The 17,713-nt window shown below is 47.3% G+C and carries 15 protein-coding genes and 2 pseudogenes; all 17 read left to right on the top strand.

Going from position 1 to position 17,713, the window contains the following annotated elements; all coding sequences use genetic code 11:
* Nucleotides 1-806 (top strand): annotated as a pseudogene (locus DWZ60_RS10745) (hypothetical protein); the annotation flags it as partial.
* A 161-nt stretch (nucleotides 807-967) separates the two neighbouring features.
* Nucleotides 968-1,903, top strand: a complete 936-nt coding sequence (locus tag DWZ60_RS10740) for a carbohydrate kinase family protein (RefSeq protein WP_055265602.1) — start codon at nucleotides 968-970, stop codon at nucleotides 1,901-1,903.
* A 12-nt stretch (nucleotides 1,904-1,915) separates the two neighbouring features.
* Nucleotides 1,916-3,040 carry a non-canonical purine NTP pyrophosphatase gene (locus DWZ60_RS20000; RefSeq protein WP_117509935.1) on the top strand — a complete coding sequence of 375 codons (1,125 nt, stop codon included), beginning with the start codon at nucleotides 1,916-1,918 and terminating at the stop codon, nucleotides 3,038-3,040.
* 85 nt (nucleotides 3,041-3,125) lie between these two features.
* Nucleotides 3,126-3,677, top strand: coding sequence for a flavin reductase family protein (locus DWZ60_RS10730; RefSeq protein WP_055219194.1), 552 nt, complete (start codon nucleotides 3,126-3,128; stop codon nucleotides 3,675-3,677).
* A gap of 140 nt (nucleotides 3,678-3,817) precedes the next feature.
* Nucleotides 3,818-4,135 carry a PadR family transcriptional regulator gene (locus DWZ60_RS10725; protein WP_022461550.1) on the top strand — a complete coding sequence of 106 codons (318 nt, stop codon included), beginning with the start codon at nucleotides 3,818-3,820 and terminating at the stop codon, nucleotides 4,133-4,135.
* Complete coding sequence (locus DWZ60_RS10720) at nucleotides 4,132-4,749, top strand: DUF1700 domain-containing protein (RefSeq protein WP_022461551.1); 618 nt, start codon at nucleotides 4,132-4,134, stop codon at nucleotides 4,747-4,749. Before DWZ60_RS10725 ends, DWZ60_RS10720 begins: the two co-directional genes overlap by 4 nt.
* Entirely contained in the window at nucleotides 4,746-5,675 is a 930-nt protein-coding gene (locus DWZ60_RS10715; RefSeq protein ID WP_119221627.1) for a DUF4097 family beta strand repeat-containing protein, read from the top strand. Before DWZ60_RS10720 ends, DWZ60_RS10715 begins: the two co-directional genes overlap by 4 nt.
* 327 nt (nucleotides 5,676-6,002) lie before the next feature.
* Nucleotides 6,003-6,980, top strand: a complete 978-nt coding sequence (locus tag DWZ60_RS10710; RefSeq protein ID WP_022461553.1) for a LacI family DNA-binding transcriptional regulator — start codon at nucleotides 6,003-6,005, stop codon at nucleotides 6,978-6,980.
* Between the two features lie 251 nt (nucleotides 6,981-7,231).
* Nucleotides 7,232-7,387, top strand: coding sequence for a hypothetical protein (locus DWZ60_RS17305; RefSeq protein ID WP_158565053.1), 156 nt, complete (start codon nucleotides 7,232-7,234; stop codon nucleotides 7,385-7,387).
* Nucleotides 7,388-7,528: 141 nt separating this feature from the next.
* Nucleotides 7,529-8,470 (top strand): ABC transporter permease, encoded by a 942-nt coding sequence (locus tag DWZ60_RS10705; protein ID WP_022461554.1) that lies wholly within the window; start codon nucleotides 7,529-7,531, stop codon nucleotides 8,468-8,470.
* 19 nt (nucleotides 8,471-8,489) lie between these two features.
* Nucleotides 8,490-9,401, top strand: a complete 912-nt coding sequence (locus DWZ60_RS10700) for a carbohydrate ABC transporter permease (protein ID WP_082426161.1) — start codon at nucleotides 8,490-8,492, stop codon at nucleotides 9,399-9,401.
* Between the two features lie 124 nt (nucleotides 9,402-9,525).
* Nucleotides 9,526-11,337 carry an extracellular solute-binding protein gene (locus tag DWZ60_RS10695; protein ID WP_118659494.1) on the top strand — a complete coding sequence of 604 codons (1,812 nt, stop codon included), beginning with the start codon at nucleotides 9,526-9,528 and terminating at the stop codon, nucleotides 11,335-11,337.
* 215 nt (nucleotides 11,338-11,552) lie between these two features.
* Complete coding sequence (locus DWZ60_RS10690) at nucleotides 11,553-12,950, top strand: glycoside hydrolase family 32 protein (RefSeq protein ID WP_055219202.1); 1,398 nt, start codon at nucleotides 11,553-11,555, stop codon at nucleotides 12,948-12,950.
* Between the two features lie 162 nt (nucleotides 12,951-13,112).
* Nucleotides 13,113-13,981 (top strand): annotated as a pseudogene (locus DWZ60_RS21240) (glycoside hydrolase family 32 protein); the annotation flags it as partial.
* 18 nt (nucleotides 13,982-13,999) lie between these two features.
* On the top strand, nucleotides 14,000-14,479 hold the full coding sequence (locus tag DWZ60_RS21235) for a GH32 C-terminal domain-containing protein (RefSeq protein WP_442857798.1): 480 nt from the start codon (nucleotides 14,000-14,002) through the stop codon (nucleotides 14,477-14,479).
* Between the two features lie 26 nt (nucleotides 14,480-14,505).
* Nucleotides 14,506-16,011: a serine hydrolase domain-containing protein gene (locus DWZ60_RS10675; protein WP_118659500.1), complete on the top strand. Its 1,506-nt coding sequence runs from the start codon at nucleotides 14,506-14,508 to the stop codon at nucleotides 16,009-16,011.
* Nucleotides 16,012-16,201: 190 nt separating this feature from the next.
* Nucleotides 16,202-17,689, top strand: coding sequence for a helix-turn-helix domain-containing protein (locus DWZ60_RS10670; protein ID WP_119221626.1), 1,488 nt, complete (start codon nucleotides 16,202-16,204; stop codon nucleotides 17,687-17,689).
* Nucleotides 17,690-17,713 lie beyond the last annotated feature (24 nt).

Raw genomic sequence — 17,713 nt, 5'->3', positions numbered from 1 at the left:
GAAAGAAAAAGAAAGACGGAACCTTATATAAGGATTATTTCTATTATGCCTGCAAACATCGTCGCCTGGTAGACGGTCATAAATGTGGATATCGTAAACAATGGAGCGAGGAGAAGATTAATAATGCAGTGGAAGAAGTTATTCGGAAGCTGGTGAAGAATCCTAAATTCGAAGAAGCAATTCTGAATAAAATCGGTTCAAGAATAGATACAGAAGAAATAGAAAAAGAGATTGAAGGATTAGAAAAGCAGCATAAGCAGCTGACAGGAGCAAAAGCAAGACTCGGACAGCAGATGGATAGCCTGGACATCATGGATAAATTTTATGAGAAGAAATATCAGGATATGGAGACAAGGTTATACCGTTTGTATGATGAGATTGAAGGCGTGGAGAACAGTATAGAAGAAGTCAAGAATCGCCTGCTGAATATTCAGCAACAGAAAATATCAGAAGAAAACGTCTATCAATTTCTTTTATATTTTGATAAACTATATGATAAGTTCACCGACCTGGAGAAGAAAGAATTTCTTAACAGCTTTGTAGAACAGGTGGACATTTATGAGCAGGAGCAGCCGGATGGCAGATTCCTGAAGCACATAAAGTTCCGCTTCCCGGTGTATTTTGGAGACAGGGAAATACAGGAACTTTGTTGGAACAACGAAAGTACCGTTGAGACGGTAGTCTTGATGTCAAAACAAAGAAATAAGGACCAGCTTCCAGGTCGAGACGGTGAAATCCGGCAACTCAACTCCCTGCGAGTGTATGGCCAATCAGAGGTCAGAGCGGATGGATTGTGTAGGAGTTGAGCGTTCTTCACTGTCTCAACTGTCGAGACAGTAGCAGAGAGCAGCAATGTAAAAGTGCCTTGCATTATTTGGATGCTGATAAGACAGAAATTTCGTGAAACAGACGAAGAGGCTTGTCTGAAAAAAGAAGGAATGAAAAAACAGGAGAGGAAAAAAGAAACATGGCAGTAAATAAAAATGGAATCGTAGTATTAGGAGCAGTTTTTGTGGATATCAAAGGTTTTCCAGAGGACATCTACGTCCCGGACGGCAGAAACGCCGGCCATGTCGAATACATCCACGGCGGTGTGAGCCGAAACGTGGTGGAGGATATCGCAAACCTGGAACTGCGCCCGACCTTCCTTGGAATCGCGGATAATACCGCACTCGGCGAGGATGTTGTGCGCAAACTGCAGCGCCACAAAGTCAATACCGAATACATGAAAGAAATCCCGAACGGTATGGGAACATGGCTTGCTGTCTTCGATCACAACGGTGACCTGGCGGGCTCCATTTCCCAGCGCCCGAACCTGATGCCGATTCTCGATATTCTGGAAGAAAACGGAGATGAAATTATCGAAAACTGCGATTCCATTGTGGCAGAGATCGATATGGACAAAGAGATCATCAAAAAGCTGGTACAGCTCTGTGAAAAATACGATAAAAAATTGTACGGCGTTGTCAGCAACATGAACATCGCAGTCAGCAGAAGAGATCTTCTGCAGAAATTTGACTGCCTGATCTGCAACCAGATCGAGGCAGGCGTTTTCTTCTCCGATGATTACAGCGAAAAAACACCGGCCGAGATGGAAAAGATTCTCGCCGAGCGTCTGAAAGCGGCAAATGTTCCGGCCATGGTCGTAACAATGGGCGGCGACGGAGCGGTTTATGCGGAAGCAGACGGAGAGAGCGGCTTCTGCCCGGCGCAGAAAGTACAGGTAAAAGATACAACAGGAGCCGGTGATGCGTTCTGCGCAGGTGTTTCCGCCGGTCTGACCTATGGAAAAACGCTTGGCAAGGCAGTTGAAATCGGTACGCGTCTTGCTGCATCCGTCATCACATCGTCGGAAAATGTCTGCCCGCGCTTCCGCCCGGAAGAGTTCGGCATCGAGGCATAGAAGGGGGCAGAAATGAAGTTACTGTACGGAACCGGCAACCCGGCAAAACTCGACGCGATGCGTCACCGCCTTGCCGGTCTTGGAATTGAGCTGATCGGGCTGAAAGATCTTGGCGGTGTTAAGCAGCCAGAGATTATCGAGGATGGAAAAACGCCGCTGGAAAATGCCAGGAAAAAGGTGGAGGCGTATTTCAACGCGCTTCATATGCCGGTGTTCTCCTGTGATTCCGGTCTGTATTTTGACAACGTGGCAGAGGACGACCAGCCCGGCGTCCATGTGCGGACCGTGAACGGAAAGTATCTGTCCGATGAAGAAATGACCGTGCATTACGCCGCCCTTGCAGAAAAGTACGGCGGCCTGACGGGACGCTACAAAAACGCAGTTTCGCTGATTCTTGATGCGGACCACCGCTATGACGCGATGGACCCGTCAATGGAGAGCGCTCCTTTCCGCATGGTCAGCACACCCCATCCGATGAGCAAAAAAGGCTTTCCGCTCGACCGTCTGTCGATCGATCTGCGGACCGGAAAATATTATTACGATCTGAATGAGCAAGAAGCCGCGCTCGATCAGCTTGCCGTGGAAGACGGTTTTCTGCAGTTTTTTGAGCGGGCAATGGAGGAATACCATAAAATGGAACGATATGAACTTCGAACCATCCGCCAGGACGAAATGGAACAGGGCGTTGCCATTGAGCTGGCGTGCTTTCCGCCGAATGAGGCGTGCTCCGAAAAGAGCATGCGCGAGCGGGTGCAGTACGCGCCGGAGCTGTTTCTGGCGGCAGTAGACAAAGAAACCGGAAAAATCGCCGGAACGCTGAACGGACTTGCAACAAACGAGACAAAATTCCGTGATGCCTTTTTCGATGAAATCAGTCTGTACGACCCGAAGGGAGAAAACGTCATGCTGCTGGGTCTCAGTGTCCTGCCGGAATACCGCGGCCAGGGAATCGCCCGCGCGCTGATGGAAGAGTACAGCCGCCGGGAACAGAAAAACGGAAGAAAACAGCTCATTCTGACCTGCCTGCAGGATAAGGTGGAGATGTACAAAAAGATGAATTTCCGCGACGAGGGAATCTCCGCATCCACCTGGGGCGGCGAGGAATGGCATGATATGACGAGAAAATTAAACGATTAAGAAAATTTGCAGAGAAAATCTCTTGTGTTAAAGTTTGCTGTAAGCGTTATAATAAAGAAAATCAAGCAAAACAGGAGGAACAACCATGAGCAGAGTAAATTTTGGAGCAAAACCAAACATGTATCCACTTCCGGTTCTGATTATTGCAACATATGACAAAGATGGCAACCCGGATGCCATGAATGCTGCATGGGGTGTAGTCACAGATTTCAATGAGATCTCCATCAGCATGGGCGACCACAAGACAACAGACAACCTTGCCGCAACCGGTGCCTTCACCGTCAGCATGGCAACCGAGGATACTGTTGTTGGCTGCGATTACGTCGGCATCGAGTCCGGCAGAAAAGTTCCGGATAAATTTGCACGCGCCGGTTTCCATGCAACGAAGAGCGAATTCGTCAACGCGCCGCTGATCGACGAGCTTCCGATGGCACTGGAGTGCAAAGTGAAAAGCTTTGACAACGGCATTCTGGTCGGCGAGATCGTGAACGTCTGCGCAGACGAGAGCGTTCTGACCGACGGAAAGATCGACCCGAAAAAACTGAAACCAATCGCCTTCGACCCGGTCAACAACACCTATCTCGCCATGGGCGACAAAGTCGGCGACGCATTCGGTTCCGGAAAAGCCCTGAAATAAACACAGATGATGACATGACAGCGAATATGTAAAAATTTTATATATTCCCCTTGACAAACCGCCTCCATAGTCTTATGATATGTATAAATTATATATATATAAATATTTTACATATCAGAAACTAACGGAGGTGGTTTTTTATGTATTTTCCGGTATCAGCACTGCTGATCGAATTTATGATCCTGTCGATTGTGAATCGGGAAGATTCTTATGGATATGAAATCAGCCAGACGATCAAACTGGTTGCAGACATCAAAGAGTCGACACTGTACCCGATCCTGAAAAAACTGGAAAAGGCGGGCTACGTGACGACGTATTCCGCAGAGTACCAGGGCAGAAAACGGAAGTATTATTCGATCACAGAAGCAGGAAAAACACAGATGGCGTACCTGCAGGGCGAATGGAAGTCCTATCGTGACACCATTGACAACATCATCGAGTGGAGGAAAAAAGAATGACGAGTGGGGAATATCTGAAACAATTGGAAAAGTATCTGAGGAAGCTTCCGCAGAGCGACTATGAAGATGCGATGGAATACTTCACCGAGTATTTTGCAGATGCCGGTCCGGAAAATGAGCAGGCCGTGATCAAAGAACTCGGAACACCGAAACAGGCAGCCGCCGAGCTGATGCGGAATCTTCTGGACAAAAAAGTAGATGAACGCGAGGCAATGGAAAAGGAAGAAAAACAGAAAGAGAAGAAAAAAACGACAGGCGCCAACGTCGTCTGGATCGCGATTCTCGCCCTGTTTGCAGCCCCGATCGGAGCCCCGATTCTGATCAGCATTCTCATCGTTCTGCTCTGCGCGGCCCTCTGTGCGGCACTGCTTGATATGAGCGTCTTTCTGATTGCAGTTGTCGGCGTGGCCGCCGGAATTAAGATGCTGCTGCGCGGCATTCTGGCAGTCTCGGTTTCCTTCGGCGGATTCTGCTTTATTACCGGAATGGGCGTTTTCATGCTGGGAATCAGTATTCTGTGCGCGGTGTTCGGCGTATACTTTGCAAAATGGATGGGACGGCTGTTCGTGTGGTGTACACGTAAGGTAACGAAAAAAGGAGGAAGCAGATCATGAAAAAATGGACAAAAACAGCATTACTGACAGGATGTGCCTGCTGTATTGCCGGTGCAGTGCTGATGTTCAGCGGATGGGCAAGCGGCGGAAAAGCATACGCGGAAACGTATGATCTGAATGCGATGAGCGGTTCTGCGAAGAAGGAAGACGGCATTTCCGCACAGGAAAAGATAAAACTTGATGATTTTGATGAACTGCAGGCAGACCTTACGATCGGCGACCTGAACATCCTTCCGTCCGGTGACGATTCCTGTTATCTCGCCTGGCGGATTCCGTCGAAAAAAGGAGAGACTGCAGTGGAATATCGCGTGCGGGACGGTGTTCTGAGCATCGAAGAGACAAGCGCAGTGTCCGATACGATTTACATTAATATTGACTTTACGGAAGAAATCTTAAGTGGCGGTAAACAGTCGGAAACAGGAGTGATTCTGTATGTACCGGAAAAGAAGGTACTGAAAAAAATAGAGGTAACGATGGGATTCGGTGATGTGCAGATGAATGGCATCCAGGCGGAAAGCGGAAGACTGCAAAATGCGGATGGAGATATCACACTTTTCGGATGTGACATGCAGAATATCAAATGCAAAGCAGATTACGGTGATGTGGAACTGAAGAGTGGAACGTGGGAGAATGGGTCGATCACGCTGGAGGATGGCGATGCGAAAATCCAAAATACGAAGCTTTCCGGAGACGTGTCGGTGGAAAACTCCTACGGCGATATTGAACTTGAACTGGGTAAAAAAGATCTGGAACGGCTGGAAATTACGGCAAAGACAGATTTTGGGGAGATCGATATACCGGATACCATGGAGAATCTGATGCAGAAAGAGGAGGACGAGCAGAGCTTTTCTTATGTACCGGATCAGCCAGCGGGCAGAATCACACTGATGACAAAGGATGGTGATATCTCGTTGGAAAACGATTAAGCGTTTCTGAATGTTCAGGGACATATGAAATTCCAGAAAAATCGCAAAGCATGCCCGCATGAATGAGCGTTTTTGGAAAATAAGACAAAAGTGACAAAAACACAGGAGGCTGTTTGGATGGTTTCACCAGAAAAAGGGAAATGATCCAAACAGTCGCTTGTTTTTTGTACTTAAATTTTCAGCTTTTAACTTGATTTGTAGATTGCGGTGCTTTAAAATAAAAGTAATCAAGCATTGTGGAACGGGCTCCACAGACTGGCAGCGGGGGAAAAGCCGGAACGAGTCAGAGAAAACAGCCCAGTGTCAGAATAGGAGTTAGGAGAAACTATGGCAAGTATTAGAGATGTCGCGATCAAAGCGGGAGTAGGAATCGGAACGGTATCCCGTGCACTCAATGGGAGCGGGTATATTTCCGATGAAACAAAACAGAAGATCATGCAGGCAGTGGAGGAACTGAACTATAAACCAAATGAGCTTGCCCAGAACCTGTTCCGCAACAAGTCCGGTTTTATCGGAATTGTTGTTAAGAATCTTTCACATCCGTTTATGGCATCTCTGGTGAAACATGTCGAGAATAATCTGTACACCAATGGCTACAAGTGCATGCTCTGCGAGGTTGGGGACAATCCGAACCGCATCGAGGAATTTGTGGAAATGCTGCAGCGAAATGTCATGGACGGCATTATCTGCTGTGCGGATATCCCGTCTTCTGTCAGCCTGGCGGAAATTCACCGTCCGATTGTCATGATTGACCGCTACGTCACCGAAGGGATTCCGTGTATACATTCCGACCATAAGCGCGGCGGTGAGCTTGCGGCGCAGGCGCTTTTGAGCGCAGGATGTAAGAATGTGCTCTATTTTGCATCGAGTGCAACAGAGCGTGGTTGCTCCATGGATCGTTACCGACGGTTTGCGGAAGTCTGCAAACAGCATAAATGTAAAATTACAGCGATTGATGCCGGAAGCAAGATTCTGAATTTTCAGAGCGGCCCGACGATCTGGAAAAAATACATCAGCCATTTTGATGGAATTGATGGACTCTTTACAGCCGATGTCACAGCGGCAGCGTGCATGAAGATGCTGCAGAAAAAAGGGATTAAGATTCCGAAAAAACTGAAGGTGGTTGGCTACGACGGCCTGGATTTTACCCGCTTTTTGACACCGGAGCTGACGACGGTCTGTCAGAATGTGCCGGAAATCGCAAAGCGGAGCGTGGACACAATCATCCGCATGATTGACGGAAAGAAGATTGAGGAGATGGAGCAGATTGTGGATGTGACCTTCCGAAAAGGAGAAAGTACCTGAAGATAACAAAACAGGGAATTACCGAATTTTGCATCATTTTCCGGGATTGCGATAGAACAGAAGAAGAACAGATATCAGAGACACTCGATCTGAAAAGAAAGGGTGTCTCTTTTTCATGTATAAAATAAAAATGAAATAAAACCAACTTATATACGGCAAAAGGGCAGAAAGACTGAGCAAAAGGATATGAAATCGCTGCTGAAACAGTTGCAATTGTCGAAAAAATAGTGAAAAACGGAAAAGTGGAACATATGGAACAGGAAAAGCATGGAACAGCGGAACATGTGGAACAGGAGAATGGGAGAAGAAAGAAGATAAGTGTGAATTTTATGAAAAACAGGATGCATATTGCACAAAAACACAAAATAAAAATTGTGAAAATATTGAAAATGACGAAAAAATATTGATGATTTGTTGACATTGGGCGAACTGCGTACTATGATACAGGTATGGAACAGGTTCCACAAGGCAAAGTGCCAAAACGGAAACGATGCAAATGTGGAACGAAAAGCGGTTGGTAAAGCTTTTAGAGAAATAAGGAGGGAACTATGAAGAAAAAAACGTCATCGCCGAAAACGGCAGAAAGTGGAAAATTGAAAAAAGCGCTCTCGTGCTGGCAGCTGTACATCCTGCTGATTCCTGCACTGATCTGGCTGATCGTTTTTGCTTACTATCCAATGTACGGCCTGATCATCGCCTTTAAAGATTTTAAAGGCCGCATGGGAATCATGGGAAGTCCGTGGGCAGATCCGATCTTCAAGTATTTCAAGATGTTCTTCAGTACCAGTATTGCCATGACGGCAATCAAGAACACGATCGTCATCAGTCTGGAGAGCCTGATCATCGGATTCCCGATTCCGGTTATCTTCGCACTCTTACTGAACCAGGTACAGAGAAGCGGACCGAGACGAATCATCCAGACCATCTCCTACGCACCGTACTTTATGTCAAACGTAGTTGTAGTCAGCCTGATTTCCGTACTGTTTTCCGCAAACGGTCTTGTAAACCACGCAGTTATGGGAGCCGGCGGAAAAGCAATCATGTTCACCAGCCTTCCGGAGTACTTCCGCAAACTCTTCATCGGAAGTAACATCTGGCAGACGATGGGATTCAACGCCATCATCTTCATCGCAGCACTGACCGCAATCAGCCCGGAATATTACGAAGCAGCAACGATGGATGGTGCTTCCAGATTTCAGAAGATCCTTTACATTGATTTACCTCTGATTATGCCGACCATCATCCTGATGCTGATCCTTCAGGTAGGTAACATTATGAACGTGGGATATGAGAAAGCTTATCTGATGCAGAACGGTACCAACACAACCGTCAGTGAGATCATTTCGACATACGTATACAAAGTAGGTCTCCAGACCGCACAGTACAGTTTTGCGACAGCCGTTGGCTTATTTAACTCCGTTGTAAACTTCATTATTCTGGTTATCACAAACGCAGTTGCAAAGAAGACCAGCGATATCAGTATTTTCTAAGAGTCAGGGGGCTTGAAAAATGGCAAATAATAACACTGTGAAAAAGAAAAAAGTAAAAATGAGTACGGGAGACAAGGTCTTTACCGTGATCAATACCGTCATCATGATCCTTGTCTGTATTGCAATTGTATATCCTCTGTATTACGTGCTTCTGGCATCTGTTACAGACCCGGTTGTTGTAAGCTCCGGTAAAATTCTTCTCTATCCGGAAGCGTGGTACACCAACGGATATGAAACCACACTGAAATACCAGCCGCTCTGGACCGGCTATGCAAACACCATCAAATATACCGTATTAGGAACGCTGATTTCCCTGGTCTGCACCATTCCGGCCGGCTATGCACTTTCCAGATACGATATGGTAGGAAGAAAACCGATTATGTTCCTGTTCACCTTCACGATGTTCTTCAGCGGCGGTATGATTCCGATGTACTTAACCGTACAGCAGCTGCACATCTACAACACAACATGGGCTATGGTCCTTCCGGTAGCAGTGTCCGCTTACAACCTGATCGTATGCCGCTCCTTCTTTGAAAGTGGTATTCCGGTCGAGCTTCTCGAAGCAGCAAAAATCGACGGCTGCAGCGATTTTGGATTCTTCTTCAAAATTGCAATTCCGCTGTCGAAAACGATCATCGCAGTTATGTGTCTGTTCTATGCAACCGCAATGTGGAACCAGTTCTTCAACGCACTGATGTTCCTGCAGGATGACAGCAAGATGCCTCTTCAGGTCGTTCTTCGAAACTTGGTACTGATGAACCAGTCCAACCAGATGGGAAGTAGTGCTTCTGAGATGGTAACAAAACAGAAACTGGCTGAGCAGTTAAAATACTGTGTCGTAGTTGTTTCCGCATTCCCGCTTCTGTGCGTATATCCTTTCCTGCAGAAATACTTCGCAAAAGGTGTTACGATCGGTGCAGTCAAGGGCTGATGCAGAACAGAAAATTTATTGTTGCAGAATTCATGGATATAGCAGACATGGTTTATGTGTAGGAATACAAAAATACTAACGTATTTCACTGCCGGAAAAGGCAGCAAAATAAAGGAGGAACAATATGAAGAAAAAAATCGTATCCGTATTACTGGCAAGCCTTATGGTAACCAGCATGCTCGCAGGCTGTGGAAACAGCTCCGGCAGCTCAAGCAGCTCCGGTGCAGGAAGCACAGGAGGAGACACCACCTCTGCATCCGGTACAGAAGCAGGTGACACAGGTCTCACAGCAGAAGAGCAGGAAGCAGTAGATGAGGGAATCATCCAGCTCGACGGTACCCTTCCGATCATCAAAGATCCGGCAAAATTCGAAGAGAAATACGGAAAAATTTCCGCTCTGATCGTAAACTCTGCAGACAGAACTGTAGAAGTAGGCGACCTGGCTATGTGCCAGAAATGGTTCGAGGACACAGGAGTAGAGTTTGACTGGCAGCCGATCCCGCAGGAGAGCGCAACAGAGAAAATCAATCTGATGCTTTCTTCCGGACAGGATCTTCCGGATGTATTCTGGAACTTCGGCGATGGTAAATCCGGAAACACCGTAGTTCAGTACGCAGACCAGGATGTATTCCTTCCGACCGAAGGCCTGATCGAAGAGTATATGCCGAACCTGAAAGCATTCCTCGATGACAATGAGCAGTATCAGCTTGAGATCACCGCTCCGAACGGCCATAAATATGGATTCCCGTACGTAGAGGAAATGAAAGGTCTTGTATTAACACCTGGACCATTCGTGATCAACAAAACATGGCTGGATAAAGTAGGCAAAGAAGTGCCGACAACCGTAGACGAGTGGGTAGACTGCCTGAAAGCAATCCGCGACGGCGGCGATCTGAACGGAAACGGCGAAGACGATGAAATCCCGATGGCAACCTGGTTCGGCGCAACCGATACCTTTGGTTCCTACAACCTGTTCTATCGTTTCACAGGTGCATTCGGATGCGCTGACTCCTACTGCGGAGGAAACTCCTATGCGGATCACTTAAGAATGGTTGACGGAAAAGTTACGTTCACTGCAACAGACGAAGCATTCAAGAAAACAGCAGAATTTTTCAACATGCTGTATGAAGAAGGACTGATCTGGAACGGTTCCTTCGAGGCAGATGAAAGTATGTCATTCAAATCTTCTCTGATCAAAGAGAATGTTGCAAAGATCGGTTCCTTCGGTGTTTGGGGCGATCAGGAAATTACAAACCAGGAAGTACATGATCAGTACGTAGCAGTTCCGAGACTGCAGGGCGAAGACGGTATGACCGGTTTCGAGTGTAACTACTCTGAGCTGCAGGATTCTTCCGACACAGCAATCACAACGACCTGCAAATTCCCGCACGTTGTTGCAAGATTTGTAGATTACATGGTAGGCGATCCGGAAATCTCTGTTACATCTAACTGGGGCGCAATCGGATACAACTATGAGAAAGACGAAGACGGCATTCTTCGTACACCGCTCGATGAAAACGGAAACTACAAACCTCTGAATCCGGAATATAAGAACTTTGGTGAGGCTCGTGTAAACTCCACAACCTGCCGTGGTTCTATGATCGTTCAGAACGAGTACTATGACACCGTTTGCGGCTACACCTTCGATGCTGTAAAACTTCTCGAGATGCAGAAAGAAAACGGTAAAGATGACATCATGGAAGAGTATGACACTATTCCGCGTGTTCTGATGACCCAGGAAGAGATTCAGCGTCTGGCACAGATTCAGCCGACCATCTCCGATATTGTTGATCGTTACATCACCACATGGGTAACCGGCGGCGTTGATGATGCAAGCTGGGATTCCTATAAAACAGAGCTGGAAGGCGCTGGCTTGAATGAACTGGTTGAGACTTACCAGGGCGCAGTAGACAGAGCAGCTTCTGCAGCAAACTAAAAATCGTGCGAAAAGCGATTACGAAAAAACAGTAACGTAAACGATTTGCAATTGATATTCTATAACTAAAGAAATTCTAAATGTGGCCATGTTGTATCCCATATAACATGGTCATATTTAAAAAGAAGACTATTTCGTTCGTATTTCTTTTTTGTTGAAGTTCCAAATGGAAAACGATAAAATAGGAAAAGAGAGAACAGGAAAAGAGGGATCATATGAGTAAACAGGGAAAAAGAGATTTTAGACCGAACATTCATTTTACACCGGAGAAAAACTGGAACAACGATCCGAACGGACTGATTTACATCGATGGTATCTGGCATCTGTATTATCAGAATAACCCAAATGACGTTGTATGGGGACCGATGCACTGGGGTCATGCAATATCGAAAGACCTGATTCACTGGGAGCATCTGCCGGTCGCCCTGTACCCGGATGAGATCGGAACGATGTACTCCGGAAGTATGGCATACGATGAAAATAACACCAGCGGATTTGCGAAATACGGTGAGAAGCCGATGGTGGCTGTCTACACGGCGCACAATATGGAAACGGGTCTGGAGCAGCAGTGTATTGCATACAGCCTGGATCAGGGAAAGCATTTTGAAAAATATTATGGCAATCCGGTCATCAAAAACCCGGGCGTACCGGATTTCCGCGATCCGCGCGTCTTCTGGAATGATAAAAAGGACTGCTGGAGCCTTGTTCTGGCATCCGGCGACCACGCAGAGTTTTATGCATCCCAGGATCTGAAAAACTGGAAGAAAACAGGCGAGTTCGGTGTCGGTGTCAATAAAGTGCCGACCGTATGGGAATGCACCGATCTGATCCGTGTTAAAACAGGAAATGAATTTGACGGGTTCAAATGGATTCTGATAGTCAGTATGATACATCCGGGAACCGAAGGCCGTGCCAATATACAGTATTTCGTCGGTGATTTTGACGGAGATACCTTCCAGTGCACTGAGATCACAGACGAGCCGCTGTGGATTGATTTCGGATTCGACAACTATGCGGGCGTAACGTATGGAAACTACGACCGTCCGGTTTACCTTGGATGGGGCGTTAATCCGCTCTACGCGAACTTTGTTCCGACTGGTGAGTATTCCGGCCTGATGACACTGCCGAGAGAACTTTCTCTCTGTGAGACCGAGGAGGGCTACCGCCTGAAAACAAAACCGTTCGGTATCGACGAGTACCGTGCGGGCGCATTCCCGATCGGAAATCAGAAACCGCTGCTGACCGAGAGCTTTGGACTTCTCGTGCAGGGTAATTTTGGAAGAATTGCACTGAAAAACAGCAGAGGTGAGGAAGTAGTCATCGAAGTAACGGTGGACAGCATCACGGTGGACCGCTCCAAGAGCGGCGACCTTAGTTACTTTGATGATGTAGATCCGAAGCTCTTCAAAAAAGAGGATCTGCTGGTATCCACAACAAAACGTCACATGCGTGGAAATGTCAACATGGAGATTATTTTTGACGTTTCCTATCTGGAGATTTATGCAGATGGTGGTCTGGAGACCGCTTCCGTATGCGTTTATCCGGATGCACCGTATCAGGTGGTTTCCACAGACGGAGATCTGGAAGTGAAAATGTACACCATTAAAAAATAGGGGATAGAAACATTTATAAACGGTAACGATGCAGCATGACAGAATTGAGATGAGACTCAGAAGTGTTACCATGTATAAAAAATTAATAAAAACGACGGATGTCTGCAAAGCCGATGGAAGTGGTTTTGCAGACCGTTGTTTATTCTGGGAGGTTTTACAAAAATGATGAAAAAAAGAGATTACAGACCGAAAATTCACTTTTCACCGGAAGAAGGCTGGATGAACGACCCGAATGGCATGGTTTATGTGGATGGCGTGTACCACTTCTTTTATCAGAAGTACCCGTATGATACCAGCTGGGGACCGATGCACTGGGGCCATGCAACATCCCGCGACCTGATTCACTGGGAGCATCAGCCGATCGCACTTTATCCGGATGAACTGGGATTTATCTTCTCGGGAAGTGCTGTGTATGATACGCAGAATTCTTCTGAGTATGGTACCAATGAAAATCCGCCGATCATTGCTATTTATACCAGCCATCACAAGGACGGTTTGGAACAGCAGAGTATTGCATACAGCATGATAAGGGCCGGCACTTTGAAAAGTCCTATCTGAATCCGGTCATCAAAAACCCGGGAATTTCCGATTTCCGTGACCCGAAAGCGTTCTGGAATCCGGTCAGAAGATGCTGGAGCCTTGTTCTTGCAGCGCAGGACCGTGTCTTCTTCTACGCATCCCAGGATATGAAAAACTGGGAGAAAACAGGAGAATTCGGACCGGAAGGAAATCATGTGAAGGGGGTGTGGGAATGCCCGGATCTGTTCCCGATTGAGTATAAGGGAAAAAATGTATGGGTTCTTGTTGTCAGCATGACAAAAGCCTCCGAGGACGACCACTGCAAAATGCAGTATTTCCTGGGTGATTTCGATGGAGAAAAATTCCTCTGCACCTGTCCGTCCGATGAGCCAAGATGGCTGGATGAAGGCTTCGACAACTATGCAGCCGTTACATTCCAGAATGCGAAAGATGTTCTGCTGATGGGATGGGGTATGAACTGGCAGTATGCAGCACAGACTCCGACAGAAGAGTACTGTGGTCAGGCAACTCTGGCAAGAAAACTGTCCCTGACAGAAGTAGATGGTGCTCTGACCCTTGCGGCAGCTCCGGCCGGACTGGAAAAATTCCGCCACAGCAGTTACCCGATCGAGAACCACACAACGATTCGCACAGAGACCTTCGGACTGAAAATTTCCGGAAAGGGAGATGCGAAAATCTGCCTGAAAAACTCAGTGGGACAGAAACTGAAGATTTATGTAAGCGACACCAAAATCACGGTTGACCGTACCATGGCGGGCTACAAAGAATTCAGTGAGCATTTCATGACAGAGAAATATTCCATCAGCACCGCAGCGAGAAAGAAAGACGGAGCATGGAATCTGGAGCTTGTTTTTGATGTTTCCATTCTGGAACTGTTTGCTGAGGATGGCGTAGATGCTATCTCTACAGTGGTTTATCCGGAGACACCGTACGACCGCGTAAGCTGGAAGGGCGATCTTTCCGTTGAACTTTACGAAATTGATGCATAAGGGCTGAGAGAAAGGGGAAAAGCAAAATGGGATACTTTAAAGATGTGACACCGGAATCAGCTGGAATCAGCTCCAAAGGAATTTTGAATTTTCTCGACCGAATCGAAGAGAACCAGATTGAGCTGCACAGCTTTATGGTGATCCGCCATGGACAGTGTGCAGCGAAGGGCTGGTGGAAGCCGTATGATGAAAAATTCCGTCATCCACTGTATTCGTTCAGTAAATCGTTGACAGCAACGGCGATTGGTTTTGCAGAGCAGGAGGGAATCTTATCGCTGGATGAGAAAATTGTCGATATCTTTCCGGACCTGCTGCCGGAAAATCCATCCGAAAATCTCAAAAAAATCACGCTGCATCACCTGCTGATTATGGGGTGTGGTCACGAGACGGAGATTATGGACAATTCCGAAAACTGGATGTCCACCTTTCTTCATCATCCGGTGCTCCATGAACCGGGAACATTTTATAAATACAATACAGCCGGAACCAACATGCTGGCTGCCGTTCTGAGAAAAAAAACGGGACAGAACGTCACAGAGTTTCTGAAATCCCGTCTGCTGGAGCCGCTTGGCATCACATCCCTTACCTGTGCGCTGCTCGGAGACGGAACGGAGCTCGGTGGAGGCGGTATGAAGATGGTGACGGAGGATATGGCAAAATTCACGTATTTTCTGTCCAGACAGGGCGAGTGGGAAGGAAAACAGCTGCTTCGAAAAGACTGGTTTGAACGCGCCTGCCGCAAGCAGATTGAGACGGAGGGCGATTCGGAAGGCCACGTAAAAGACTGGGCGCAGGGCTACGGCTATCAGTGCTGGATGTGCCGTTATCCGGGTTCCTTCCGCGCAGATGGTGCGTACGGTCAGTTCGGCGTTGTGTTCCCGGATCTTGATCTGATTGTGATCCTGACAACAGCAACAGAACAGACGCAGGAGGAGCTGAGTGCACTGCAGGAGGAACTGATCCCGTATGTGAAGAAAGAGGCAGGAGAGCTGCCGCCGTCCCCACTTGCCGATGCAGTAAAAGCGCGTACCGCAGATCTGGCTCTGCCGCCGCGCAGAGGAACGAGAAATCCGTTTATGGAAGAGAAGGTAAGCAAGCATGTTTATGTATCTGCTCCGCTGATGGGGAACCAGCAGCTGCCGGATTCCGCAGAAATTCTGATCGGCGGAAGCGGCCTGTTTTCGCTGGAGACAAGTCCGATTCAGGAGATGCGATTCGCTTTTGGCTGCGATAAGATGTACTGGAAAGTACAAGAAGGCGGGAAAGAAAAGGAATTTGTCCTCTCCATGCGCCGGAATTTTGCCTATAGTGAAGCGGATGGCCATATTTATGCTGGTTCTGCTGCATGGCGTACGCTAAATACGCTCGAGATGGAGATTCGGCGGATGGACGGTTTGAGTGGTGGCCGCATGATCGTCAGATTCCAGAAGGAAAATCTTCTGCTGGAGGCAGAGGATACGCTGATTAGTGTCGGTGGACTCGGTATTTCACCACGTCAGGCATTGACTGTATTTGGGATAAAAAAAGATTAAACAGATCGAAAGAGAGAAAAACCGGCGGAATTTTCCGTCGGTTTTTCCATAACAGTGTGAAAATCCTGTAAAAAAAAGAAAAACGATATGCAAAGCCGAACGGAAGAATTGCCAAGTCTCTCTGAACATGGTAAACTTTTACCTATATTGGAAAAGAATCGACGCAAAATATCGAGATACAGGAGGCTCTATGTCAGTTTTTTCAGATTTATTATCCGAATATATCACCATGAAAGATGTCGGGGTTTACCCGCTTTCACAGTTCTGCGGACTCGATCGTTCTTTCATGTATAAGATCATCAATGGAAAACGAAATCCGTCCGGAGAGGATGTTGTGCGGAAGATGGCGCAGTTCATGCAGCTGACGCCGCAGGAAAAAATAGATTTCATGGATGCGTTTTACATTGCCCAGATGGGTGCGGAAGTTTATTACCGACGCAAATCAGTCGGAGAACTGATTGAAACGTTCAGCCGCCGCGAGGGGAAAAAGGAATATATCTTCCATGAGGCGGAGATTGCAAAACTGGAATTGAACGGGGGGGGTAGCGGAGAGATTCCCTTTCGGGGCACAGTGCATGTGCGGCATGCAATTTTACAGTTGTTTTCCGGCGAAGCTGTAAAAGAAGACGGAAAAATTTCCGTTCTGGTCCAGCCGGACTTCGATTTTGCCATGGAACTTCTGCAGGTATTCGGGGAACAGAACCCGAATTTGACGATTCAACATCTGTTCTGCATGAACAACAACGAGAAGCTGGTTTCGATGCGGAAAAATTACAATCTGAGCTGTCTGCAGAAAATTCTGCCGATCTGTGCCTGTGGATGCGATTACCGTGCGCGGTACTATTACGACAATGTGGCGGCGCGGCTGAATGAGTTCCGCCTTTTCCCGTACCTCATCCTGACGGAGCACTGTGCGCTTGCTTTTAGTGCCGATTACCAGAATGCAATTCTGTTCCGGGAGGAGACGACACTGCGGATGATGCGCGAGATGTTTGAAGGCTATTTAAAACAGTCGGAGCCGTTGTTTGAACGTCTTGACACGGTACAGTCCCAGCTTGGCTATACGGAAACACTGATTCGTCGCTTTATCGCATCAGATTCCCCGCGGTATTTCTTCCAGAGAATGCCGTGTCTTTCCGGACTTCTGACACCGGAAATGCTGAAACACCATCTTGTAAAAGAAATGCCGGAGCGAGATCAGATGATACAGGCGGTTGCGCAGTACGCAAAGGTGATGCAGACACAGGTACTGGATAAAAAAACGACGATGTTTTTCTCAGAGGATGGCATCAAAAGTTTCCTGGAAACGGGGCGCGTGGATGAGTATCCAAAAGAATGCTATTCTCCGCTGGACTTTGACGAGCGTATCGCCCTGATCCGCCGCTTTCTGGCGCTGCGGGATCGCGCAAATCTTCGTATGATCCGGGAAACGAAAGAGAGAGCAGAGCATGCGCTGAATATTTCGGTCAATGCAAACGAGGGCTATCTTCTGTTCCAGACGCGGACAGAGCGGCTGATTTACCTCAGCATCCGGGAACCGAGCATTCTTATGGCATTCTACGATTACCTGGAATCCATGAAACCGGAAGAACTCTGCACGGAAGAGGAGATGCTGGAACGTGTCGAAGCCATTCTGCATGAATTTGTGGCTTGTCATTCCAGAGAAGGTTCGATATAATAGAAAAAAGGATATTTCCAAACC

The sequence above is a fragment of the Blautia sp. AF34-10 genome (assembly GCF_003477865.1).
GTDB classification, from domain to species: Bacteria; Bacillota; Clostridia; order Lachnospirales; family Lachnospiraceae; genus Fusicatenibacter; species Fusicatenibacter saccharivorans.
Note: the sequence above shows the minus strand (reverse complement) of the source record. Positions and strands in the feature narration are given on the sequence as shown.

Excerpts from the sequence above, each read along its gene's own strand:
- DWZ60_RS10740 (WP_055265602.1), top strand. The coding sequence starts at position 968 with ATGGCAGTAAATAAAAATGGAATCGTAGTATTAGGAGCAGTTTTTGTG.
- DWZ60_RS20000 (WP_117509935.1), top strand. The coding sequence starts at position 1,916 with ATGAAGTTACTGTACGGAACCGGCAACCCGGCAAAACTCGACGCGATG.
- DWZ60_RS10730 (WP_055219194.1), top strand. The coding sequence starts at position 3,126 with ATGAGCAGAGTAAATTTTGGAGCAAAACCAAACATGTATCCACTTCCG.
- DWZ60_RS10725 (WP_022461550.1), top strand. The coding sequence starts at position 3,818 with ATGTATTTTCCGGTATCAGCACTGCTGATCGAATTTATGATCCTGTCG.
- DWZ60_RS10720 (WP_022461551.1), top strand. The coding sequence starts at position 4,132 with ATGACGAGTGGGGAATATCTGAAACAATTGGAAAAGTATCTGAGGAAG.
- DWZ60_RS10715 (WP_119221627.1), top strand. The coding sequence starts at position 4,746 with ATGAAAAAATGGACAAAAACAGCATTACTGACAGGATGTGCCTGCTGT.
- DWZ60_RS10710 (WP_022461553.1), top strand. The coding sequence starts at position 6,003 with ATGGCAAGTATTAGAGATGTCGCGATCAAAGCGGGAGTAGGAATCGGA.
- DWZ60_RS17305 (WP_158565053.1), top strand. The coding sequence starts at position 7,232 with ATGGAACAGGAAAAGCATGGAACAGCGGAACATGTGGAACAGGAGAAT.
- DWZ60_RS10705 (WP_022461554.1), top strand. The coding sequence starts at position 7,529 with ATGAAGAAAAAAACGTCATCGCCGAAAACGGCAGAAAGTGGAAAATTG.
- DWZ60_RS10700 (WP_082426161.1), top strand. The coding sequence starts at position 8,490 with ATGGCAAATAATAACACTGTGAAAAAGAAAAAAGTAAAAATGAGTACG.
- DWZ60_RS10695 (WP_118659494.1), top strand. The coding sequence starts at position 9,526 with ATGAAGAAAAAAATCGTATCCGTATTACTGGCAAGCCTTATGGTAACC.
- DWZ60_RS10690 (WP_055219202.1), top strand. The coding sequence starts at position 11,553 with ATGAGTAAACAGGGAAAAAGAGATTTTAGACCGAACATTCATTTTACA.
- DWZ60_RS10675 (WP_118659500.1), top strand. The coding sequence starts at position 14,506 with ATGGGATACTTTAAAGATGTGACACCGGAATCAGCTGGAATCAGCTCC.
- DWZ60_RS10670 (WP_119221626.1), top strand. The coding sequence starts at position 16,202 with ATGTCAGTTTTTTCAGATTTATTATCCGAATATATCACCATGAAAGAT.